Here is a 21160-nt window from a genome sequence, read left to right as displayed (position 1 = left end):
ACCCCTTAGTACGCCGCAGCGTTATCAACATCAAAATTATAGAGCTTCCGGGCAGAACCATAGCGCGTAAACTCTTCCGGTTTGGCATCGCATCCTGCCTCGGCCAGCAGCCGCGTCAGTATCTCGATATGCTCGGGTCGCATTTCCTTTTTCTCGCAATCCGCGCCCAGGCTTTTGACCTTGCCGCGCACAAAAAACCGCGCCTCGTAGCAGCTGTCGCCAAGCGCATCGCCCGCATCGCCGCACACCACCAGATTGCCCGACTGTGCCATGAATGCCGACATATGCCCGACATTGCCATGTACCACGATATCGACCCCCTTCATCGAAATCCCGCAGCGCGATGCGGCATTGCCCTTGACGACAATCAGCCCGCCATGCGCTGTGGCGCCCAGATACTGGCTGGCATCGCCTTCGATCACGATCTTGCCGGACATCATGTTCTCGCCCGTGCCCGGCCCGGCCGAGCCGTCAATGGTTATCGTCGCCTGCTTGTTCATGCCGCCGCAATAGTACCCTGTCGATCCGCGCACCGTTACTTCAATCGGCGCATCCAGACCCACGGCGATCGCGTGGCTGCCGCGGGCATTCACCACTTCCCAAGCGGTCTGATTGCTGGCTGGATCGGTTACCTGCAAGGCTTTGTTCAGGGCGCGCAGCCCGTTTTGTTCCAAATCAAATGTCTGCATCTTAGTGGTTCCAGAAATAAACGGTTGCGGGTTCGGGCTCCCATACGCGGGCGTTTTCAATCCCGGGCAGATTGACCAGTGCGCGATATTCACTGCCGAAGGCGACATATTGATCTGTCTCGGCCATTACCGCAGGTTTGCAGGCGATCGGATCGCGCAAAACGCCAAAGCCGTCTTTGGTCCCGACGACAAAGGTGTAGAAGCCATCCAGATCATTCAGTCCGCTTTCCAGTGCTTCCCCCAGAGTGCTGCCGTTCTGCATCTTCCAGGTCAGGTAGGCTGCCGCCACCTCGGTGTCGTTTTCTGTTTCAACAGTCACACCCTCTCGGGCCAGTTTTCGCCGCAAAGAATTGTGATTCGACAATGAACCGTTGTGCACAAGACATTGATCCGCCCCGGTCGAAAACGGGTGCGCACCAAGAGTTGTCACCGCAGATTCCGTTGCCATCCGCGTATGCCCAATGCCATGTGTGCCGGTAAGCTTGGGAATATCAAAGCGTTTCGCGACGTCGCCGGGAAGGCCGACTTCTTTATAAATCTCAATCACTTCCCCGGCACTCATCACCCGGGCACCTGGCCGCAACTCTTTCAGCGCCGCACGTGCCTCGGCCATCTTGTCTTCAGGTAGATCAATAACAGCGTGGGTATCTATTACCCGGACCGTGACATGTTCGTTGATCGCAGCGGCAAGGTCTTTGTCCAGATTTTCAAAAGCTGTCGCAGGGTCTGCGGCCTGAATTGTCAGCTTGGCAAAGCCCTCGTGATCATCCCCATAAACCGCAATCCCGGCGCTGTCGGGGCCGCGATCCGACATGGTGATCAGCATATCCGTCAGCATTTCACCCAACTTGGGTTCCAGTGACTTGTCCTTCAGAAATAGTCCGACAATCCCACACATTTGACATCTCCATGAGTCGTTCCGACGCAGGCTATCCAATCCCCATCAGGTTTTCAACCATAAGAATTTTTGTTTCCTGCCAGGAATAATTTAGTGATTTGATTGCGGGTATGCAATGACGGACAGGTAGCGGATCGGTAATTTGATCAGTTCGTCCGGGCCATGTGGTGCGTCGGCATCAAAGAAAAGGCTGTCGCCGGGACGCAGATGAAAACTTTGGTCACCGTGGCGGTAGCCCACTTCGCCCTCCAGTACATAGAGCAGTTCAATTCCCTCATGCTGAAACGTCGGGAAAATATCAGAAGTTTCAGTCAGCGTGATGAGATAAGGCTCTACCACCACACCGCTGTTGTTCGAACCCAAATGACCCAACAGATTGTACTGATGCCCTGCGCGCGTTCCCGCACGTTCCATCTCGATTGCCTGTCCGGTCTTGACATGCACTGCCTCTCGCCGTTCTTCAAACCGACGGAAAAACAATGTTACCGGCACGCTCAGCGCTGCCGACAGGGCCTGCAGGGTTGTCAGCGATGGTGACGTTACGCCATTTTCGATCTTGGATAACATCCCGACAGACAACCCCGTGACTTCGGCCAGATCAGCGACCGTCATATTGCGTTGTCGGCGGCATTCCCGCACCTCACGGCCAATTGCCGTTTCCAGGTTTTTTTCCCTGTTTTCTTTTGTCTTGTGTGGATCCTGGCTAAACTTGCTGCCGGGCATTGAATGTCCTTTTTCTACCGCAGGTTACATCGTCAAACGATACCAGGGATGCCTTAGGATGCGAAATGTCATACTGAATTGCAAGCGTAAGCAAATATCGCCTTGAAACATCATAAAAACTGGCATTCACAACCTGAAGCCTTCGACAAATTTTTCCCGATAAACCGGGTGGATGCCCTGAACTGACCTGATTTCCGAAGCAATTCGACCAAAAATACGCCCATTTCATGTGTTTTTCTTACAGAATAATCAGTTGGCGCCAGTCGGGCGCTCTCCGACTGGACTGCCTTTTTGAAAGGAGCAGCCCAATGGCAAGTTCAAAGCCGAAACCAAGAGAACAAGAGACGCCCCAATCCACGGCCAAGCCCAAACCCAAGCCAGAAACCACCAAGTCAAAGCCGATCATTACTGACTTCGCAAGTATCTGACTTTTAGCGGTTAAAGCCCGGCCGGCTAAACGGCGCATGTTGATTGGAACCTCATCCATTCACATCAGCTTCCAGTATTTACTTACTGTTTATAATATATATTTTTTTGCAGTAAGGTTTTCTTGCTCTTCAGAACACCCGGTACCGCGGCAATATTTTTCCGATTTCGACTTAGAAATCATATTATGCATACATATGTATACATAATGCGAAATCATACTCAACAGGACCTGAATTCCGAGTTGGAACGCCTGAAACACGTCGCCCAAAGGCTTGATGCGCTGTTCCGCATTCCCGGCACAAAACTTACGGTGGGGCTGGATAACCTGCTGGGTTTCATTCCCGTCATCGGCGACGCAGCAGCCATGGCGCCTGCCCTTTGGTTGGTCTGGAAAGCGCGCCAGCTTGGCGCCACTCCTGGTGCTTTAGCTTACATGATGTTCAATCTGGTAATAGACTTTGTGATAGGGTCCATTCCGCTGATCGGTGATTTATTCGACATCGCCTACAATGCGAATGTCCGGAATATCAACCTGCTTGAGGTCAATCTTGCCAGGCGCACACAGCGCGCTCAACCCGTTGTTGAAAGATCCGTGCAAAATTTACCAGTTTGAAAACAAAGGGCGACCCACCAGTGTTGATGAGCCGCCCCAAGCATTGTGTTCGGATGAATAGCTTAACCGACCAGTTCCAGACCAGAGAAGAAATAAGCGATTTCAACTGCTGCTGTTTCAGGAGCATCCGATCCGTGGACCGAGTTTTCGCCAACCGATTCAGCAAATTCGGCGCGGATTGTGCCGGGGGCTGCATCTGCGGGGTTCGTTGCGCCCATCACTTCGCGGTTCTTGGCGATGGCGCCTTCACCTTCTAACACCTGAACCACAACCGGTTCGCTTGCCATGAACTCACACAGTTCACCATAGAACGGGCGCTCTTTGTGCACCTCGTAGAACACACCGGCCTGTGCCGGCGTCAGGTGAATACGTTTTTGTGCAATGATACGCAGTCCTGCGTCTTCAAACTTTGCATTGATCTTGCCGGTCAGGTTACGTTTGGTTGCATCGGGTTTGATGATGCTCAGCGTGCGTTCAACAGCCATGTCAGCCTCTTTTCAGTTGTTCCGGTCGGGCCCTTTGCCCGCCCCTTCAGGATTGCGGCCCCGATACCATGGCCAAACCCACTTGAAAAGCCGCGATTGACGCCAGCGCGCGCATGCGGCATGCGTGCCCCATGTTGCGCATATCTGATATATCCTATTCCGTCGCGGGCCGCCCGCTGATCGAGCACGCCTCGGCCACCATTCCTGATGGCCACAAGGTGGGCATCGTCGGTCGCAATGGCACCGGCAAGACCACTCTTTTCCGCCTGATCCGTGGCGAGTTGGCGCTTGAGACCGGCGAGATCACCCTGCCCAAGCGCGCCCGCATCGGCGGCGTGGCCCAAGAGGTGCCGTCAAACGAGGTTTCACTGCTCAATACAGTCCTGGCCGCAGACACGGAACGTGCCGAATTACTAGAAGAATCACACACTGCCACTGATGCTGCAAGGATCTCTGAAATCCAGACCCGACTGGCTGATATCGACGCCTGGTCGGCCGAGGCCCGGGCCTCTTCCATCCTGCGTGGCCTTGGGTTTACCAGTGCTGAACAGCAGATGCCGTGCTCGGATTTCTCGGGCGGGTGGCGGATGCGGGTGGCGCTGGCGGGGGTGTTGTTTTCTCAGCCTGACCTGCTGCTGTTGGACGAACCGACCAACTATCTGGACCTTGAAGGGGCCTTGTGGCTTGAAACCTATCTGGCGCGCTATCCGCACACGGTGCTGATCGTCAGCCATGACCGCGAACTTTTAAACCGCGCGGTGGGGTCAATCCTGCACCTTGAGGACAAGAAACTTACATTATATCAAGGCGGTTACGAGACTTTTGCCGAAGCCCGCGCGGCCCGTCTGGCCGCCGCAGAATCCGAAGCGCGCAAGCAAGACGCGCGGCGCGCACATCTGCAAAGTTTCGTTGACCGGTTCCGCGCCAAGGCCAGCAAGGCGGTTCAGGCGCAATCGCGTCTCAAGATGATTGCCAAGCTCAAACCTATCACCACACCGCAAGAAGCCGCGCTGAAACGATTCACTTTTCCAACGCCGGAAGAGCTGTCTCCGCCGATTATCCGGATCGAAAACGGTGTTGTCGGCTATGACGGCAAACCGGTCCTGTCACGGTTGGATCTGCGCATTGATCAAGATGACCGGATTGCCCTTCTGGGTCGGAACGGTGAAGGAAAATCAACTCTTTCCAAACTGTTATCTGACAGACTTGATCTAATGCAGGGCCGCATGACCAAAGCGTCAAAGTTGCGCGTGGGCTATTTTGCGCAGCATCAGGTGGATGAGTTGCACATTGATGAAACCCCGATTGATCACATCCGCCGTCTGCGCCCGACCGAGACCCCATCGCGCCTGCGTGCCCGGCTGGGGGGCTTTGGTATCGGGTCGGAACAGGCCGAAACGCTGGTTGGACGGCTTTCCGGGGGGCAGAAGGCAAGGCTTTCGCTGATGCTGGCGACATTGGATGCGCCGCATATGCTGATCCTGGATGAGCCGACCAACCACCTGGATATCGAATCGCGCGAAGCCTTGGTGGAGGCGCTAACAGCTTATTCTGGTGCGGTAATTCTGGTCAGCCACGATATGCACCTGCTAAGTCTGGTGGCGGACCGGTTGTGGCTGGTCAAGGATGGCGCAGTCGCCCCATACGAGGGTGATCTGCAAAGTTACCGGGCGATGTTGCTGGGCAATGACAAGCCTGCCAAGGTCGAAAAACCCAAAACCAATAAGCCTAAACGCCCGTCGCGCGATGCAATTCTTGCGCTCAAGAAAGACGTGAAGATATGCGAGCAACGCGTTGAAAAGCTGAATGAAATGCGCGAAAAAGTGGCTGCTAAACTGGCGGACCCTGCGATCTATGAAGATACTTACGGTGTCGCCGATTGGCAGAAGAAATATGCCGAAATCGAAGACGGCCTGGTGCGTGCCGAAGCCCTTTGGATGGCCGCGCTTGAGCGGTTGGAACACGCCGAAATCTGATTTGCACAAGGGGACGCGCTGCGTTTTAATACCTGGTAGGTTTTTACGCGAATACCCTAAGGTCCGATCAGATCAGGCGATACCCGAAACCATGGCTGCCGGAACGGGCAATGTCCACGGTCCCGTGGCGCCGAATTTCGACAGCACCTTATCGATGACCCCCTGACGGATCGCAGCTTGACAGGCCTCCGACTGCGCGCGCAGCACGGCGCCGCCGCGCACAGTGCCTTCGTAGAAAAAGTCGAATGGCGCACCGGGGTCATCCACAACCCAATGAGACGCTATCGTTTGGATCTTCGCATCCAGGAACCCTTCCGTGGCCATCTCAGGCAAAGAGAACTCGGGGTCGGCGCGGATATGGGCATCGGGACCGGGCGGCAAGGCAACCAAAGGATCGCCATGCTGCTTGATCGCCCCAAAGACGTCTCCGACAACCGAAACAGACGGATCACCATGCCACACTGTATAGGCCAGGCGACCGCCGGGGCGCAGCACACGCTTGGCCTCGGAAAGGGCGCGCTGCGGTTCGGGAATATGCGGCATCCCGAATCCGATGGTGACCGAATCAAAGCTGTTATCCTCAAACGGCAGTTCCATGGCATTGCCTTCGATAATATCTGCTTCGGGCACTGCACGGCGAGCAAGTTCCAGCATCGCAGGAGAGAAATCGAGCGCCGTTACGTCAGCGCCGGCATCCACTAGGCCGCGCGCGACAACGCCATGACCGCAACACATGTCGAGTGCCTGGACCCCAGGCCTGGCCTGCACTGTCGCTACAAACACCGGAACGCATTGTGCTGCTGCTTTTGCAAAGCACCCGGCATAGGATCCGGCCGTCGCATTATCCGACCAACCCTGGTACTCCAGTGCTGCAAATTCTTCAAATTTCGGCATTTTACGCTCCTCTTGGCTTGCACATCCTGAACGGGCCCCCTACCCCTGAGTGCACTTACCCGGAAAGTACCATGGATTCATCCTTTCTGATTACCGCATTTGTGACGCTGTTTGTCATTATGGACCCTCCGGGGCTGGTGCCTGCCTTTCTTGCGGTCACCCAGGGGCTAAACAGCAGGCAAAGACGCAAGATTGCCCTGCGCGCCTGTCTTGTGGCCATCGGCGTTCTGGCTGTTTTTGCGGCTTTTGGCGATTCGGTTTTGGAATTTGTCGGCATTTCAATGTCGGCTTTCCGCGTTGCCGGGGGGATTTTGCTGTTTCTCACGGCACTGGACATGCTGTTCGAACGCCGTACGCAACGGCGCGAACACCGGGCTGATGACGACGACCACCCTGACCCCTCGGTCTTTCCCCTGGCCATCCCGCTGATTGCGGGTCCGGGTGCGATTGCCTCGGTCATCCTGCTGGTGGGCCAGCAGCCCGGTTGGGTTGGATTTTCGTGGGTCATGCTAGTGACCTGCTTTGTCGTGGTGCTGGTTTTTGTCAGTTTCCTTATTGCCGGACTTTTCGAGCGGTTGTTGGGCAAAACCGGGATCATCGTTGTCACGCGCCTGTTCGGGATGCTGCTGGCGGCACTGGCGGTACAATTCGTGCTGGATGGTCTGAAAGGATTCGGTTTTGCCGGGTAATCTTTAAGTCCCGGCCCGACCTGCATATATGGATCCCATGAGTGAATTTGATACCGCCCGACTTATGTATCTTGTCCTTCTTGGGGGCGCGATACTGGCATGGTTTTTTGCCCAAAACCGCAACTCGCTTGGCAAGCTGACGCAGCAGGCACTGGTCTGGGGCCTGATTTTTGTAGGTGTGATCGCCGCCGTTGGCCTTTGGGGCGATATCCGCCAGACGGTGCGCCCGACGCAAATAGTGCTGGCGCAGGACGGCCGGATTGAACTACCTCGCGCGATGGACGGGCATTACTACCTAATCGCCGAGGTTAACGGCGAGCCCATTCATTTTGTTGTCGATACCGGGGCGTCAGAAATTGTTCTGACCAAGGAAGATGCGCAAAGCGCCGGCATCGATACAGCCAATCTGGCCTATGCGGGCCGCGCCTATACCGCCAATGGAGAGGTGCGCACAGCCCCGGTTCGCCTGGAAAGCATTGCTATTGGCCCCATCCGCGACGAAGGCGTGCGTGCAGTGGTCAACGAAGGGCAGATGGACAAATCATTGCTGGGAATGAGCTATCTGCAGCGTTGGACAAGCGTTGAGATCGGTGGCGGCAAGTTGGTTCTGACACGGTAAACGTTCGATGTCGGCCAAGCCGGAAAGCGACTTTTTAAAAAACCGCCACCCGTTGAAGTTTCGCCACCGATGGCGTCAGATGACCGGTGCCCTGGCAGGTCTACTCCGGAACAGTCTCTCCTGAACCGCCGAATTCAGAAGGAAAGTCCTTCATCTTTGGCAATCCATCTTTCATGGGAAGAACAGTTTCAGCGTAATTGACGTGGATTCCGGGTTTGAAATCAACCGTCGGGATAATTGCCGCGTAAACATCCGTGAGACCAAGCCCAGGGTGTCCTGACATCAGGTGGCCGCCGCATTTATCGCACCATTTCCGATCGCTGTTTTCGGTCTTGTTATATTGCCGGATGTGCTCTTCGCCCTTTACCACCTTTACCGCATCGGGGTCCCAGAGGGTAAAGGCGTTAACCGGGCCCGCAGACCACGTTCGACAACTTTCACAATGGCAATAGCCCATCCCTGCGGGTTCGCCCGTCACTTCGATTTCGACAGCTCCGCAAAAACACTGACCTTTGTGTGTATCAGACATGATTTCCCCCATTTTTTCTAATGATTGCAACGTAGCACAAAACAACGGCAAAAATGGAAACATTTGTTCGGCCAGCGCGAAGATCGGTTATGGATTGACTGCAGTGGGCTCAGATATGCCCTTGGCGTTGATCCCGCCTGGAACCGCGTGAAGGCACCGGGCATCCCAATCTGGAACGTGTATTGTCAGGAGTATACGCGTTTCAAAAACTTTATTTCTCGGCCTTCTTCTCCCAACGACCACCCTCTTCCGACCAGTATTGCGCCGGGCACCCCGCGTCGGTCAGAGCCTTCCATTGGCCACGTGCGGTCTGCAACGCGGGTTCATCGTTGCCGTCAAACAGCACGCAGACCCGATCAAGCGACTGCACCTCGTCGGGCGCCACATCGGCGCCGTCGACCGTCATCAGGCAGGTGGCCCCGTTTGGCATGGCCACATCGGTGGTCAGCAGAACCGGCTGGTCGGCAGCGTGCGGGCGGCCAGCCAGCCCGTGGGGCAAAAACGCGTCATCCCCCCCCAGCCACAGCTTTTCATCCAGCCACTCCATCCGGGCCTGATCGCGCCCGCGAACGGCCACGCGCCAACCTGCCTGCCGCGCCTTGCCCAGAAGCATGGGCAAGGTCACCTCAAGAGGGTGCCGTGTCAGGTGATAGAAATAGGCCGCCCCCATCAATCGCCCTCAAGCATATCCGCGACCAGACGGTTGAGCGACATGACACCCCAGCCAGTCGCCCCTTTGGGGGCATAGGTCGTCTCGGCCTTGACCGAAGCGACACCGGCGATATCCAGATGGACCCATGGCATATCTTCGGCCACGAACCGGCGCAGGAATTGCGCGGCGGTGATGGTGCCGGCAGGACGTCCGCCGCTGTTCTTGATGTCGGCGATCTGGCTATCCATCATCTTGTCATAGGCTTTGCCCATTGGCATCTGCCAGGCGCCTTCGCCCTCGGCCTCGGCGGCCTTGAGGAAGGCCTTGCAGAGGTCATCATTATTGGTAAGAACAGCGGCGTTTTCATGGCCAAGTGCCACGATGGCGGCACCCGTAAGGGTAGCCAGGTCGATGATGCCGCGGGGCTTGTAGTGCTCCTGCGCGTACCACAGCACGTCGGCCAGCACGAGACGGCCTTCGGCGTCGGTGTTGATCACCTCGATGGTGTCACCTTTCATCGAGGTCACCACATCACCGGGGCGGGTGGCACGATCAGAGGGCATGTTTTCAACCAGACCGACAAGGCCGACAACATTAGCCTTGGCCTTGCGCAAGGCCAGCACACGCATCACGCCGGCCACCACGCCCGCACCGCCCATGTCCATGGTCATGTCTTCCATGCCGGCAGCGGGTTTGAGGCTAATGCCGCCGGTATCAAACACCACGCCCTTGCCGACCAGCGCCAATGGGGCGTCACCTTTTTTACCGCCATTCCATTCCATCACCGCCACTTTCGAAGGGCTGATACTGCCATGTCCAACGCTAAGCAGCGCCCCCATGCCCAGCTTTTCCAGCTTGTCCTCGTCCAGCACGGTGATCTTGAGACCAAGATCCTTCATCGCGCTGATGCGGTTGGCAAATTCGGTGGTCGTCAGGTGGTTGGCCGGTTCACTGACCAGATCGCGGGTAAAGAATACGCCCTCGGCGACGGCCAACGCCGGGGCCGTCTCGGCGCGGACCTCTTCGGGTTTGGCGACCATCAGGGTGACGTCGCCATTTTCTTTTGCCTCAGAAGTCTTGTGGGCCGTGAAGCTGTAGGCGCGCAGAACAATACCCAGCGTCAGCTCGGCAGGTTTACGAACCTGACCTGCCAGCACCAGCAGCGCGGCATCACCCTTGGCGCGGCCCAGGGAAACGCCGGCCGCGCGGAAATCCTCTGTCTTGGCAGCGCGTGGCAGACAGACCACATCGAGGGCATCCGCCGCCATACCCGCAGGCCAGGCCAGGGTTTTGATCTCACCCGGTTTCATCTTTTCGACGGCCCCGCTTTCGACCATCCGCGTCAACGCACCTTTGGTCAGGCGGTTCACCCGGCGCGCCCCGGCATCCAGTTTGCCGTCAGGGGTGACAACAACTGCCACGCGGCCCTTGGCGGTGGCAATCTGGTCAAGGTCGGTATCCTGAAAAGATACGGAAACGGGTGTAGTCATCAAGCTGCTCCTTAGGTGGATTTGCCTTAGTCCTAGCGCGCCATGACGGCCTTGACCAGTTAAAGCGTTTGCAACGGTCACCACACCGCCGGATCCGATTGCAGCGACGCAACGAGCCTTGAGTCGGACAGCGCTTTTTAGCAGTTTTCCCCCGCGCTCAATTCCGATAGGTTGACACCCAAATCAGCTGTCGCAGGGGGAAATGAGTGACCAGATTCGACAGATACATGCTGTCGCAATTGATGGTAATGTTCGGTTTTTTTGCACTGGTTCTGGTGTCGATCTTCTGGATCAACAGGGCCGTGCGCATGTTCGACAAACTGATCGGTGATGGCCAGCCAGCATGGATTTTTCTTGAGTTTACGGCGCTTACACTGCCGGCGGTGATCAGTGCCACCTTGCCAATCGCCACCTTTGCTTCGTCGGTTTTTGTCACCAACCGTCTGAGTACCGAAAGTGAGCTGACGGTGATGCAGGCGACGGGATATTCGCCATGGCGCCTGATCCGGCCGGTTTTTGTCTACGGTGTGATTATCGCGGCGATGATGTCGCTGCTGACCCACGTTCTGGTGCCCGCAAGCCAGAGCCAGCTAAAGCTGCGCCGCGCCGAGATCAGCCAGAACATCACGGCCAAATTGCTGACCGAAGGCGAATTTCTGCACCCTGCCCCCGGAATTACCTTTTATATCCGCGACATCACCCCCGAAGGTGAGTTGAGAAACGTATTTCTGTCAGACCGGCGCAATGCCGATGTGCCCGTTACCTATTCATCGACCCAAGCCTATCTTGTTCAGGAGGGCGATGGCACAAAACTGGTCATGGTTGCCGGGCTGGCGCAGAATCTTCGGCGCGACGGGAACCGACTATTCACAACACATTTCGACGATTTTTCCTATGATATCAGCAGCCTGATCACCAAGGGGCCGACCAATCTGGATAATGTCCAGTTTGCCACCACACCTGACCTTGTGCTGCGCCCTGACGAGGTGATGAAACGCAGCGGGGCGACATACGGCAATGTCATGTACGAGTTGCACAGCAGGTTCACTCAGGCCCTGATCTGCATTCTGGCAGCGATGATCGGATTTGCCACCCTGCTATTGGGGACCTATAGCCGCTTTGGCGTCTGGTGGCAGATTCTGACGGCCTTTGTTCTTCTGGTGGGGATCAAGATGATCGAAGGCGCGGTCGCAGGGCCTGTTCTGAAAAACGGCACCATGTGGCCGCTGATGTATTTTCCGGTGCTGGTCGGCATTATAACGACAATTGTGCTGCTTTTCTGGTCCTCGCGCCCGGGGGCGCTGAAACGCCTTGTATTCCGACGCTTTACCGCAGGAGAAGCCACATGATCCTGCATGCCTATTTCGCGCGTAAATTTCTGTGGACCTTTCTTGGCATTTTCATGATTTTTGTGGTTTTGCTGACTCTGGTCGACCTTATGGACGAGTTGCAGGATTTCTCGGAGTTGCCTTTTGGCGGTGTGCTTGAAATTGTTCTTTTGAACTTGCCGAGCGCCAATTATGAAATGCTGCCTCTGATCATGATCCTGTCCACCGCAGCCCTGTTCGTGCGACTGGCACGCAGTTCCGAGTTGGTTGTGGTGCGCGCTGTCGGACGTTCAGCCCTGCGCGCCCTGATCGGCCCACTTGTGGTAGCGTCGGCAGTGGGAGTGATATCGGTGACGATGCTGAACCCGATCGTTGCAGCCTCGTCCAAGCGATACAGTGATCTGGTTAAAGGCTATCGCCAGGGCGGATCGAATGTTCTGGCAATTTCCAGCGAAGGATTATGGCTGCGGCAGGGCGATTTGCATGGGCAGATAGTGATCCATGCCAGCCGCGCCAGTTCGGATCTCAGCACACTCTATGACACCTCATTCATAGCCTTTACGCAGGACGGCGCGCCGCTGCGCCGGATCAATGCAGAAGAGGCAACGCTGGGAAATGGCGAATGGCTGCTGAGCAATGTGAAGCTGTGGGATCTCATGCGCGGGGGAAACCCTGAATCCACAGCCCTGACGCTGGCGACATACTCGGTTCCCTCGGCACTGACAAAAGAGGGGATCATCGACAGTTTTGGCAAACCTGAATACATCCCGCTTTGGGATCTGCCCGCTTTTATACGACAACTGGAAAAGGCCGGATTTTCAGCCCGACGCTATTCGGTCTGGTTTCAGATGGAGCTGGCAAAGCCAATCTTCCTTATCGCGCTTGTGCTGGTTACCGCAGCCTTTTCGATGCGCCACACTCGGCTTGGCAATACCGGGGTTTCAGTCCTGACAGCAATCATGCTGGGGTTCGGTTTGTATTACATCCGGAATTTCGCGCAGATTTTAGGTGAGAACGGGCAGATACCTGTGCTGCTGGCCGCATGGGCGCCACCGGTGGCCTCGCTTTTTCTGGCGATTGGCATCCTTCTGCACATGGAGGACGGATGAAGCGATTGCATCTGCTTTTAGGGGTGCTGCTGGCCTGCGTCAGCCTGCCTGTGATCCTTGCTGCGCAAACGGCGCCGGGCGCACCATCACTGCCTGCGATATTGGTGGCGGATGACGTGTATCTGTCGGGCGACGATACGCTTGTCGCCGAAGGTAATGTTGAGGCGATATATCAGGGCCGACGCCTGCAAGCCAAGGCGATCACCTATGACCGCGCCAAGGACACGCTGGAAATTACCGGGCCGATCATCCTGCAGGAACAGGGCAATACGCTGATTCTGGCGGATGCCGGAATGCTGGACGGTGATTTGCAAAACGGTCTGTTGTCGGGTGCGCGGATCGTGATGGAAAACCAGGTCCAACTAGCTGCCAACGAACTGCGCCGCGTCAACGGCCGTTACATGCAGCTTTACAAAACATCGGTGACCTCGTGCAAGGTTTGCCACGACGGACGCCCACCACTCTGGCAGATCCGGGCGCGGCGGGTGATCCATGATCTGCAGGAACGGCAACTGTATTTTGATGACGCACAGTTGCGGGTACTGGATACACCGGTGTTCTATCTTCCACGCCTGCGGTTACCCGATCCGACACTGGAGCGCGCGACGGGCTTTCTGATCCCATCGCTGAAAAATTCGACGCTGCTGGGTTTCGGTGCCAAGGTTCCGTATTTCATTCGTATTGGAGATCACAAAGACCTGACGCTGACGCCCTTTTTGTCCACCAAGACGCGGACACTTGAATTTCGCTATCGGCAGGCTTTTCGCAACGGCACGATCGAAGTTGAAGGGGCGGCGTCGGATGATGATCTGGGCGGGCGCAGTCAGCGTGGGTATATCTTTGCCGAAGGTGAATTTGATTTGCCAAAGGATTTCCAGCTGACCTTCAATCTGGAGGCAGTGAACGATGATACCTACCTGGTAGATTATTCCTATTCCAACAAGGACCGGCTGAGCAGCGAAGTGGCGGCCGAACGGGCCCGGCGCGATGAATACATCCGCGGAGCGGTCACGCACTTCCGAACCCTGCGGGTTGGTGAAAGCAACTCGACCCTGCCGACATTGGTCACCAATGCCGAATACCAGCGGCGGATTTTCCCCAACCGGCTGGGAGGGGAGTTGTTTCTGGCGGCGGCAGCCCACAATCACTTCCGTTCATCTGATCTGGAAATAGATGGCGCCGACTTTGACCGGTTTGCAGACGGCCGCGACGTAACCCGCCTGACCGCCAGCGCAGACTGGCATCGCAACTGGATTCTACCCGGCGGCGTTCTGGGTAAGGTCCAGACCGGGCTTGCCTTCGATGGCTTTGAAATCAACCAGGCCGGTACAACCAGTGCGTCATCAGCCAGCGAAGTCACGCCTTCTGCTGCCGTCCACTTGCGTTGGCCGCTGCAAAAGGTAACCGGCACCGGGGTGTCACATGTGATTGAACCGATGGTGCAACTGGCCTGGGTTGGCGGATCGAACCCGGACGTTCCCAATGATGAAAATACACGTATCGAATTTGACGAGGGGAACCTTTTCAACCTGTCGCATTACTCAGCACCAGACCGGCGCGAACGCGGAACGATGGCCGCTTACGGTGTAAACTGGACCCGGATTGATCCCGATGGATGGCAAAGTTCGCTGGCTCTTGGCCAGGTTGTCCGTGACGAACAACAACTGGAAAGCGATGGCTCGCCCAGCTTCAGCAAGGTGTCCGGACTGCAGACCAGATTTTCCGATGTACTGGTTGCAGGGCAGTTCAAAAATGCCAATGGTCTGACCGTGACCGCGCGCAGCCTTTTTGACGATGCATTTGACCCGACCAAAGCCGAAGCCCGAGCCAGCTGGCGCAACGATCTTGCCGATATCGGCGCGACCTTTGTTTGGCTGCGCAATGACCCTGCCGAAGAGCGGCCCGGAACGGTTTCGGAATGGGCGTTTGACGGCAGTTACCGGGTGGCAAAGCATTGGACCGGCAATGCCGAATGGCGCTACGACGCTATTGCAGATCGCAGCATTCGCGCAGGTGTTGGGGTGAATTATACCAATGAGTGTGTTGATATCGCGATTTCGGTCTCGCGTCGGTTTACCTCTTCCACTATTCTTGAACCATCGACCGATATCGGCTTCACTGTTGGGCTTAGGGGCTTTACGACAAAAACCGGCGATAAGAGCTACGTCCGGACTTGCAGGAAATAAGCAGTATGACATCTACAATGCGCAATTTCATCGCCGCGATGGCCCTGCCGGCTGTGCTGGCAAGCTTTGGATGGCTTGCCCCGACACCCGTCGTGGCCCAAAACCTGTTTGAACCCGTGATCAAGGTCAACGACCAGGCCATTACCCGCTATGAAATCGAACAGCGTGCGCGGATGCTGACGCTGTTTCGCGCGCCGGGGGACCCCCAGAGGCTGGCCCGTGAACAATTGATCGAGGACCGGCTGAAACTGGATGCGGCACGGGTAAACGGCCTCATTCTGGAAGACAGCGATATTGCCGATGGCATGGAGGAATTCGCCGGGCGTGCTAACATGACCACAGAACAGTTCACTCGGGCACTCGATGGCGCAGGCGTTTCAGAACCGTCCTTCCGTGAATTTGTACGCGCGGGCCTGACCTGGCGCGAATTGTCACGCGCTAAATTCGCGCCGCGTGTCTCGGTCAGCGACGCTGATATAGAACGCGCCGAAGCGGCTATTTCTGGCGGCTCTGGTGTCAGGGTTCTTCTCTCCGAGATCATCATGCCAGCCCCCCCAAGCCAGGCCCAGACGGTTCAGGCGCGGGCAGCCCGTATTTCTGAAATCACCACCGAAGCTGAATTTGCAGCCGAGGCACGCAAGTATTCGGCAGCCCCCAGCCGCGGGCGTAGCGGGCGCCTGGATTGGGTGCCAATCACCAATCTTCCCCCGGCGTTACGCTCGGTTGTGATCGCACTGGCGCCCGGCGAGGTATCAGACCCCCTGCCGCTGGATGGTGCCGTGGCGCTTTTCCAACTGCGCGACATCGAAGAACTGGATACGCCAGCGCCCGAATATTCGGCCATTGAATACGCGGCCTATTACATTCCCGGCGGTCGCAGCGATCAGGCCCGCGCCAGAGCGGCCCGCGTGAAGGCCGATACGGATACCTGCGACGATCTTTACGGCATTGCTCAGGGTCAGCCGCCCGAGGTGCTTGAACGCGGGAGCAAGGCCCCCGAGGAGATTCCGCAGGATATCGCCATGGAACTGGCCAAGCTGGACCCCGGCGAAGTGTCAACCACACTGACGCGTTCTGATGGCCAGACGCTTGTATTCCTGATGCTGTGCGGTCGCGCGCCAAAAATAGATGGTGAAGGCCCGTCAACCGACGAGCTGACCAATTTCATCCGCAGCCGGCGACTTGAATCCTTTGCCAACGGTTATCTTGAGCAGTTGCGTGCCGAGGCACGGATCATCGAGTTTGAATGACCCTGCCTGTCGCACTCAGCTGCGGCGAACCGGCAGGTATCGGGCCGGAACTTGCGGCCATGGCCTGGGCGCAGCTAGGGGCGGAATTGCCGTTTTTCCTGTTGGGGGATCCCCTACATGTACCCCCAGGAACGCCATTGGTTGAAATCACCCATCCGGCTGAAACTTCTGAGGCGGCGGTACGCGGTCTGCCGGTCTTGCGTCATGATTTCACCGGCAAGCTGACCCACGGAGTGCCGAACCCGGCCCACGCGCAGGCCGTTATCGACGTGATCGCACGCGGTGTGGAACTGGTAGACTCCGGCGCAGCACTGGCCCTGTGCACGGCGCCCATTCACAAGCAGGCGCTGCAGGATGGCGCCGGGTTTGCCTATCCCGGCCATACTGAATATCTGGCCGCCCTGGCGGGTGTGGACCGCGTGGTGATGATGCTGGCCAGCGACCAGTTGCGGGTGGTGCCCACAACAATTCATATCCCTTTGGCCAAGGTTCCCGACGCGCTGACATCTGATCTTTTGTCCGAAACGATCCGCATAACACATGCCGCACTAATCCGAGATTTCAGCGTCAAAGCGCCACGCCTTTCTGTTGCAGGCCTGAACCCGCATGCCGGCGAAGGTGGCAAGATGGGACGTGAAGAGATCGAACTGATCACTCCGGTGTTGGATATGCTGCGTGCTGAAGGGCTTGACCTGCGCGGACCGCTTTCAGCAGATACGATGTTTCACGCCCGCGCCCGCAAGGGTTATGACGCCGCGATCTGCATGTACCATGATCAGGCACTCATTCCTATAAAGACACTGGATTTCGACCAAGGAGTAAATGTGACTCTTGGTCTGCCGTTCATTCGCACCTCGCCCGATCATGGCACGGCGTTTGATATTGCAGGGCAAGGTATTGCCAACCCGACCTCGATGATCGAAGCGCTGAAGATGGCAGCCCGGATGGGCGCTGCGCGGCAGGCATGAGCACAATCGACGATCTTCCCCCGTTGCGGCAGGTGATCGCCGATCATGCGCTTTCGGCGCGTAAATCTCTGGGGCAGAATTTTCTGCTGGATCTGAACCTGACCGCCAAGATCGCCCGACAGGCAGGTGATCTGACTGCATGCGATGTGCTTGAGATTGGCCCGGGCCCTGGCGGGTTGACCCGGGGTTTGCTGTCAGAAGGCGCCCGTCACGTGCTGGCAATTGAAAAGGACATCCGCTGCCTGCCCGCACTGAAACAGATCGCCGCCGCCTTTCCGGGGCGGCTGGACGTGATCAATGCCGACGCGTTGGAGCTTGACCCGCTGGCGCACCTCGCCCCGCCTATCCGCGTAGTTGCCAACCTGCCTTATAACGTTGGCACCGAATTGCTGATCCGCTGGCTTACACCGAAAGACTGGCCACCGTTCTGGCAAAGCCTGACGCTGATGTTCCAGCGCGAAGTGGCCGAGCGGATTGTGGCAAAGCCAGGAAGCAAGGCCTATGGTCGGCTGGCGTTATTGGCGCAGTGGCGTTCCGAGGCACAGATTGTCATGCACCTGCCGCCCGGCGCCTTTACCCCGCCGCCCAAAGTGTCCAGCGCCGTGGTGCATCTGACCGCCCTGCCCGAACCGCGCTTTCCGGCGAATCCCAGAATTCTGGAGCAGGTTGTTGCCAAAGCCTTTAATCAACGCCGTAAGATGCTGCGCGCGGCCCTCAAGGGACTGGCGCCTGACATCGAAGATCGCCTGACGCAGGCCGGAATCAAGCCCACTGACCGCGCCGAGACCGTGGGACTGGAACAGTTTTGCGCACTGGCCCGGTTGATGGAAAGCTGATCCGAAACGACTTGAACAACTTCACATACTAAAAAGGCGAGATGGCCCTGTGGCCACGCGCCTTTGATGTCATGTCCGAAAATGCGCGACGGCTACTCGGCCGCTTCAGGCGCGTCGGGTTTCGACGCCGGGGCCTCGTCACCGATGGGCGCTTCGGACGCGACCGACTGAGGTGGCTTTTTCGCGCGCGGCTTGCGCGGGCGTTTCTGCGGGGGGGGATCCTGAGTTTCGGGGGTTTCTACCAACCCGCTGTCAGCACTATCTGTACCCAAAATGTCGGGCTGTGGGGCTTCGGAAGGGTCGCTGCCACCGACATTCGATTCGCGCTCTTGGCGCTGAATACGTTCGCGGTCGCGTTCGGCCTGCCGATCCCGTTCGGCCTGACGGTCGCGGTTTTCACGCTCTTGCTGCTCGCGGCGGGCGTCCTGTTCTTTCTGGGCCTCGCCCAGCAGGCGCAGATAATGCTCGGCGTGTTGCTGAAAGTTTTCCGTGGCAACACGGTCGCCCGACAACTGGGCATCGCGTGCCAGCTGATTATACTTCTCAATAATTTGTTGCGGGGTACCGCGCACCTTGCCCTCGGGGCCCGAGCTGTCGAATACCCGATTTACGACATTGCCGACCGACCGGTTGCTATTGCGGTTCGACTTATTACGCGAACGTGACTTGGATGATCTCATGTTTTGGTTGTCCAGCCCTATGCTTAAATTGCCTTGTGATCCGATTGGCGCCCCTTGCGCCGAAAAATTTACCCGGATCGGACATATATTGGCTTGGTGTCAAGCGGGACCGCCCAAAAGGCATCCACCATCTTGACCGGACCACACTAACCATGGGATTTGCCGGTACACAAGAGGAAACGAACGTTTTTATTAGTTTTGTGACCTGTTTGGCTGCAAACGGCACGTCACCCGGGCCAGATTCCACTAACCACCCGGTCACGGCCATCAAGGTCGGGCAGCACGCGTATCCTGTCAAAACCGGCTTGCGCAAACATGTCACGCACCGCCCTGCCCTGCTGCCAGCCAATTTCAACCATCAGCCGCCCGGCAGGCTTCAGATGTGCCGGTGCCCCCGGCACGATCACGCGATAGGCACCCAGCCCGTCACCTTCATCAGTCAGGGCCTTACGGGGTTCAAAGGACAGTTCCGGTGCCAGGCCTTCCATCTCGTCCAGCGCGATATAGGGCGGGTTCGAGACGATCAGATCGAACGACCCCTCGATCATGTCATACCAGTCGGACTGTATCAGCGCGGCACGGCCTTCAAGTTCCAAGCTGGCAAGGTTTGAGCGCGCAACGCGCAAGGCGGCGTCCGACACGTCAGTGCCGACACCTGTTGCCTCTGGCCGCGCAGCAAGAAGGCTGAGCAAAATACAGCCCGACCCTGTCCCCAGATCAAGCAATCGGGAGAAGGCCCCTTCAAGCGCCGCGATAACCAAAGTTTCCGTCTCGGGGCGTGGATCAAGCGCATCACCGCTGACATTGAAACGATGTTCGTAAAAATCCCGATATCCCAGAAGGTGCGACATCGGCTCTCGTGCGCAGCGACGCTTGATAAGGTCAAAAAACGACTCTTCCATTCCACCGGCCATCGCGGCCTCGTAATCTGCGTAGCGGCGCGGGATGGCGGCCCTCAATAGTAGGCGCGCCTCTCTTTGGGCGTCAGTAATGCCATGTTCTGCCAGGATGCCTGCGCCACGGGAAAGGGTCTCGGTCTCGTTCACCCGTCCATCTCCGCCAGCATCGTCGCCTGCGCATCTGCTGTCAGGGCATCAATCACCTCATCCAGATCGCCCTGCATCACCTGATCCAGCTTGTATAGCGTCAGGTTGATGCGGTGGTCAGTCATGCGGCCCTGCGGAAAATTATAAGTGCGGATGCGTTCGCTACGGTCGCCGCTGCCCACCTGAGCGGCGCGATTGGCCGAGCGTTCGTCATCCATACGTTGACGTTCCAGATCAAACAGCCGGCTCTTCAGCACCTGCAGGGCAATCTCGCGATTGCGATGCTGGGATTTTTCCGAACTTGTCACCACAATGCCGGTGGGCAGGTGGGTAATCCGCACAGCGGAATCGGTTGTGTTAACGTGCTGCCCCCCCGCGCCCGAACTGCGCATCGTATCGATCCGCAGATCATTCGCGTCGATCTGGATGTCCACATCCTCGGCTTCGGGAAGAACGGCCACGGTGGCCGCTGACGTGTGGATACGCCCGCCGCTTTCGGTTTCAGGCACGCGCTGCACCCGGTGCACACCGGATTCGAACTTGAGCCGGGCAAAGACGTTTGTGCCTTTAACATGGGCAACAACCTCTTTGATGCCGCCCAGTTCGCTTTCGCTCAATTCGATGATCTCAAAATTCCAGCCCTTGTTTTCGGCATAGCGCTGATACATGCGCAACAGGTCGCCGGCAAAAAGCGCGGCTTCATCCCCTCCCGTACCGGGCCGGATTTCGATGATCGCGGGGCGGGCATCGGCCTTGTCCCTGGGCAACAGGGCCAGTTGCAGGGCCGCTTCCAATTCGGGTTGGCGCGCGCGCAGTTCTACTAGTTCCTCCTGCGCCAGATCCTTCATTTCAGGATCGCTCAGCATCGCCTGTGCGGTTTCGATATCAGCCAGAAGCTGCCGGTAGGCCTGAATTTCGGCAACCACCGGGCGCAACTCGGCATACTCGCGTCCAAGCTTGGCAAAATCGCTGCCCCCGTCGGCCATCTTGGCCTCGAGAAATTCAAAGCGTTGCGTGATCTGTTCTAGTCTGTCCAAAGGCACCATGGGCTGAGCATCTGTCGTATCCTTA

Annotated in this window: 22 protein-coding genes; 10 read left to right on the top strand and 12 right to left on the bottom strand. The window is 57.3% G+C overall.

What is annotated here, in order from left to right; translation table 11 throughout:
- Window positions 1–5: 5 nt before the first annotated feature.
- From PEL8287_RS00745 to PEL8287_RS00730, 4 genes are all read right to left on the bottom strand, one after another.
- A complete protein-coding gene (locus tag PEL8287_RS00745; RefSeq protein ID WP_085890452.1) occupies window positions 6–689 on the bottom strand; it encodes a GltB/FmdC/FwdC-like GXGXG domain-containing protein in 684 nt (227 codons plus the stop codon).
- Window position 690: 1 nt separating this feature from the next.
- Complete coding sequence (locus PEL8287_RS00740) at window positions 691–1587, bottom strand: class II glutamine amidotransferase (RefSeq protein ID WP_085890451.1); 897 nt, start codon at window positions 1585–1587, stop codon at window positions 691–693.
- A gap of 90 nt (window positions 1588–1677) precedes the next feature.
- Entirely contained in the window at window positions 1678–2310 is a 633-nt protein-coding gene (locus tag PEL8287_RS00735) for a helix-turn-helix domain-containing protein (RefSeq protein WP_085890450.1), read from the bottom strand.
- Window positions 2311–2548: 238 nt separating this feature from the next.
- Window positions 2549–2797: a hypothetical protein gene (locus PEL8287_RS00730; RefSeq protein ID WP_085890449.1), complete on the bottom strand. Its 249-nt coding sequence runs from the start codon at window positions 2795–2797 to the stop codon at window positions 2549–2551.
- Between the two features lie 183 nt (window positions 2798–2980).
- Here PEL8287_RS00730 and PEL8287_RS00725 point away from each other — a divergent pair, with 183 nt between their 5' ends.
- Window positions 2981–3352 carry a DUF4112 domain-containing protein gene (locus PEL8287_RS00725; protein ID WP_235862098.1) on the top strand — a complete coding sequence of 124 codons (372 nt, stop codon included), beginning with the start codon at window positions 2981–2983 and terminating at the stop codon, window positions 3350–3352.
- Between the two features lie 62 nt (window positions 3353–3414).
- Here PEL8287_RS00725 and ndk read toward each other — a convergent pair whose 3' ends face one another.
- A complete protein-coding gene (gene ndk / locus PEL8287_RS00720; RefSeq protein ID WP_085890448.1) occupies window positions 3415–3837 on the bottom strand; it encodes a nucleoside-diphosphate kinase in 423 nt (140 codons plus the stop codon).
- Window positions 3838–3968: 131 nt separating this feature from the next.
- On the opposite strand from ndk, the gene PEL8287_RS00715 reads away from it, so the two are divergent.
- Window positions 3969–5813 (top strand): ABC-F family ATP-binding cassette domain-containing protein, encoded by a 1845-nt coding sequence (locus PEL8287_RS00715; protein ID WP_085890935.1) that lies wholly within the window; start codon window positions 3969–3971, stop codon window positions 5811–5813.
- Window positions 5814–5885: 72 nt separating this feature from the next.
- Here PEL8287_RS00715 and PEL8287_RS00710 read toward each other — a convergent pair whose 3' ends face one another.
- A complete protein-coding gene (locus PEL8287_RS00710) occupies window positions 5886–6707 on the bottom strand; it encodes a methyltransferase domain-containing protein (RefSeq protein WP_085890447.1) in 822 nt (273 codons plus the stop codon).
- Window positions 6708–6778: 71 nt separating this feature from the next.
- Between PEL8287_RS00710 and PEL8287_RS00705 the strand changes: the two genes are divergently transcribed.
- A complete protein-coding gene (locus PEL8287_RS00705) occupies window positions 6779–7396 on the top strand; it encodes a MarC family protein (RefSeq protein WP_085890446.1) in 618 nt (205 codons plus the stop codon).
- A 37-nt stretch (window positions 7397–7433) separates the two neighbouring features.
- Entirely contained in the window at window positions 7434–8015 is a 582-nt protein-coding gene (locus PEL8287_RS00700; RefSeq protein WP_085890445.1) for a retropepsin-like aspartic protease family protein, read from the top strand.
- A gap of 100 nt (window positions 8016–8115) precedes the next feature.
- Here PEL8287_RS00700 and PEL8287_RS00695 read toward each other — a convergent pair whose 3' ends face one another.
- From PEL8287_RS00695 to PEL8287_RS00685, 3 genes are all read right to left on the bottom strand, one after another.
- Window positions 8116–8607, bottom strand: a complete 492-nt coding sequence (locus tag PEL8287_RS00695; protein ID WP_217807655.1) for a GFA family protein — start codon at window positions 8605–8607, stop codon at window positions 8116–8118.
- A 148-nt stretch (window positions 8608–8755) separates the two neighbouring features.
- On the bottom strand, window positions 8756–9214 hold the full coding sequence (locus PEL8287_RS00690; RefSeq protein ID WP_085890443.1) for a DNA polymerase III subunit chi: 459 nt from the start codon (window positions 9212–9214) through the stop codon (window positions 8756–8758).
- Entirely contained in the window at window positions 9214–10686 is a 1473-nt protein-coding gene (locus tag PEL8287_RS00685; RefSeq protein ID WP_085890442.1) for a leucyl aminopeptidase, read from the bottom strand. Before PEL8287_RS00685 ends, PEL8287_RS00690 begins: the two co-directional genes overlap by 1 nt.
- A 227-nt stretch (window positions 10687–10913) precedes the next feature.
- Here PEL8287_RS00685 and lptF point away from each other — a divergent pair, with 227 nt between their 5' ends.
- Genes lptF through rsmA form a run of 6 tightly spaced genes read left to right on the top strand, consistent with a single transcriptional unit; the run spans window position 10914 to window position 18363 of the window.
- On the top strand, window positions 10914–12035 hold the full coding sequence (lptF, locus tag PEL8287_RS00680; protein WP_176228543.1) for an LPS export ABC transporter permease LptF: 1122 nt from the start codon (window positions 10914–10916) through the stop codon (window positions 12033–12035).
- Window positions 12032–13123: an LPS export ABC transporter permease LptG gene (gene lptG / locus PEL8287_RS00675; RefSeq protein WP_085890440.1), complete on the top strand. Its 1092-nt coding sequence runs from the start codon at window positions 12032–12034 to the stop codon at window positions 13121–13123. Before lptF ends, lptG begins: the two co-directional genes overlap by 4 nt.
- The gene (locus PEL8287_RS00670) at window positions 13120–15309 is read left to right on the top strand and encodes an LPS-assembly protein LptD (RefSeq protein WP_085890439.1); all 2190 of its coding nucleotides are present in this window, start codon (window positions 13120–13122) and stop codon (window positions 15307–15309) included. Before lptG ends, PEL8287_RS00670 begins: the two co-directional genes overlap by 4 nt.
- Window positions 15310–15314: 5 nt before the next feature.
- On the top strand, window positions 15315–16559 hold the full coding sequence (locus PEL8287_RS00665; RefSeq protein ID WP_235862097.1) for a peptidylprolyl isomerase: 1245 nt from the start codon (window positions 15315–15317) through the stop codon (window positions 16557–16559).
- Window positions 16556–17527, top strand: a complete 972-nt coding sequence (gene pdxA / locus PEL8287_RS00660) for a 4-hydroxythreonine-4-phosphate dehydrogenase PdxA (protein ID WP_085890437.1) — start codon at window positions 16556–16558, stop codon at window positions 17525–17527. The genes PEL8287_RS00665 and pdxA overlap by 4 nt, the downstream gene beginning before the upstream one ends.
- Window positions 17524–18363: a 16S rRNA (adenine(1518)-N(6)/adenine(1519)-N(6))-dimethyltransferase RsmA gene (gene rsmA / locus PEL8287_RS00655; RefSeq protein ID WP_085890436.1), complete on the top strand. Its 840-nt coding sequence runs from the start codon at window positions 17524–17526 to the stop codon at window positions 18361–18363. The genes pdxA and rsmA overlap by 4 nt, the downstream gene beginning before the upstream one ends.
- 92 nt (window positions 18364–18455) lie before the next feature.
- On the opposite strand, the gene PEL8287_RS00650 is transcribed toward rsmA, so the two are convergent.
- The 3 genes from PEL8287_RS00650 to prfA form a co-directional block, all read right to left on the bottom strand.
- Window positions 18456–19043: a DUF4167 domain-containing protein gene (locus tag PEL8287_RS00650; RefSeq protein WP_085890435.1), complete on the bottom strand. Its 588-nt coding sequence runs from the start codon at window positions 19041–19043 to the stop codon at window positions 18456–18458.
- 227 nt (window positions 19044–19270) lie between these two features.
- Complete coding sequence (gene prmC, locus PEL8287_RS00645; RefSeq protein WP_085890434.1) at window positions 19271–20089, bottom strand: peptide chain release factor N(5)-glutamine methyltransferase; 819 nt, start codon at window positions 20087–20089, stop codon at window positions 19271–19273.
- Window positions 20086–21135, bottom strand: a complete 1050-nt coding sequence (prfA, locus tag PEL8287_RS00640) for a peptide chain release factor 1 (RefSeq protein ID WP_085890433.1) — start codon at window positions 21133–21135, stop codon at window positions 20086–20088. The genes prmC and prfA overlap by 4 nt, the downstream gene beginning before the upstream one ends.
- Window positions 21136–21160: the final 25 nt, after the last annotated feature.

The sequence above is a fragment of the Roseovarius litorisediminis genome (genome assembly GCF_900172295.1).
GTDB classification, from domain to species: domain Bacteria; phylum Pseudomonadota; class Alphaproteobacteria; order Rhodobacterales; family Rhodobacteraceae; genus Roseovarius; species Roseovarius litorisediminis.
The sequence above is the reverse complement of the archived record's forward strand: the minus strand, read 5'-3'. Positions and strand labels throughout refer to the sequence as shown.

Excerpts from the sequence above, each read along its gene's own strand:
- PEL8287_RS00745 (WP_085890452.1), bottom strand. The coding sequence starts at position 689 with ATGCAGACATTTGATTTGGAACAAAACGGGCTGCGCGCCCTGAACAAA.
- PEL8287_RS00740 (WP_085890451.1), bottom strand. The coding sequence starts at position 1,587 with ATGTGTGGGATTGTCGGACTATTTCTGAAGGACAAGTCACTGGAACCC.
- PEL8287_RS00735 (WP_085890450.1), bottom strand. The coding sequence starts at position 2,310 with ATGCCCGGCAGCAAGTTTAGCCAGGATCCACACAAGACAAAAGAAAAC.
- PEL8287_RS00730 (WP_085890449.1), bottom strand. The coding sequence starts at position 2,797 with ATGGATGAGGTTCCAATCAACATGCGCCGTTTAGCCGGCCGGGCTTTA.
- ndk (WP_085890448.1), bottom strand. The coding sequence starts at position 3,837 with ATGGCTGTTGAACGCACGCTGAGCATCATCAAACCCGATGCAACCAAA.
- PEL8287_RS00715 (WP_085890935.1), top strand. The coding sequence starts at position 3,969 with ATGTTGCGCATATCTGATATATCCTATTCCGTCGCGGGCCGCCCGCTG.
- PEL8287_RS00710 (WP_085890447.1), bottom strand. The coding sequence starts at position 6,707 with ATGCCGAAATTTGAAGAATTTGCAGCACTGGAGTACCAGGGTTGGTCG.
- PEL8287_RS00705 (WP_085890446.1), top strand. The coding sequence starts at position 6,779 with ATGGATTCATCCTTTCTGATTACCGCATTTGTGACGCTGTTTGTCATT.
- PEL8287_RS00700 (WP_085890445.1), top strand. The coding sequence starts at position 7,434 with ATGAGTGAATTTGATACCGCCCGACTTATGTATCTTGTCCTTCTTGGG.
- PEL8287_RS00695 (WP_217807655.1), bottom strand. The coding sequence starts at position 8,607 with ATGTTTCCATTTTTGCCGTTGTTTTGTGCTACGTTGCAATCATTAGAA.
- PEL8287_RS00690 (WP_085890443.1), bottom strand. The coding sequence starts at position 9,214 with ATGGGGGCGGCCTATTTCTATCACCTGACACGGCACCCTCTTGAGGTG.
- PEL8287_RS00685 (WP_085890442.1), bottom strand. The coding sequence starts at position 10,686 with ATGACTACACCCGTTTCCGTATCTTTTCAGGATACCGACCTTGACCAG.
- lptF (WP_176228543.1), top strand. The coding sequence starts at position 10,914 with ATGCTGTCGCAATTGATGGTAATGTTCGGTTTTTTTGCACTGGTTCTG.
- lptG (WP_085890440.1), top strand. The coding sequence starts at position 12,032 with ATGATCCTGCATGCCTATTTCGCGCGTAAATTTCTGTGGACCTTTCTT.
- PEL8287_RS00670 (WP_085890439.1), top strand. The coding sequence starts at position 13,120 with ATGAAGCGATTGCATCTGCTTTTAGGGGTGCTGCTGGCCTGCGTCAGC.
- PEL8287_RS00665 (WP_235862097.1), top strand. The coding sequence starts at position 15,315 with ATGACATCTACAATGCGCAATTTCATCGCCGCGATGGCCCTGCCGGCT.
- pdxA (WP_085890437.1), top strand. The coding sequence starts at position 16,556 with ATGACCCTGCCTGTCGCACTCAGCTGCGGCGAACCGGCAGGTATCGGG.
- rsmA (WP_085890436.1), top strand. The coding sequence starts at position 17,524 with ATGAGCACAATCGACGATCTTCCCCCGTTGCGGCAGGTGATCGCCGAT.
- PEL8287_RS00650 (WP_085890435.1), bottom strand. The coding sequence starts at position 19,043 with ATGAGATCATCCAAGTCACGTTCGCGTAATAAGTCGAACCGCAATAGC.
- prfA (WP_085890433.1), bottom strand. The coding sequence starts at position 21,135 with ATGGTGCCTTTGGACAGACTAGAACAGATCACGCAACGCTTTGAATTT.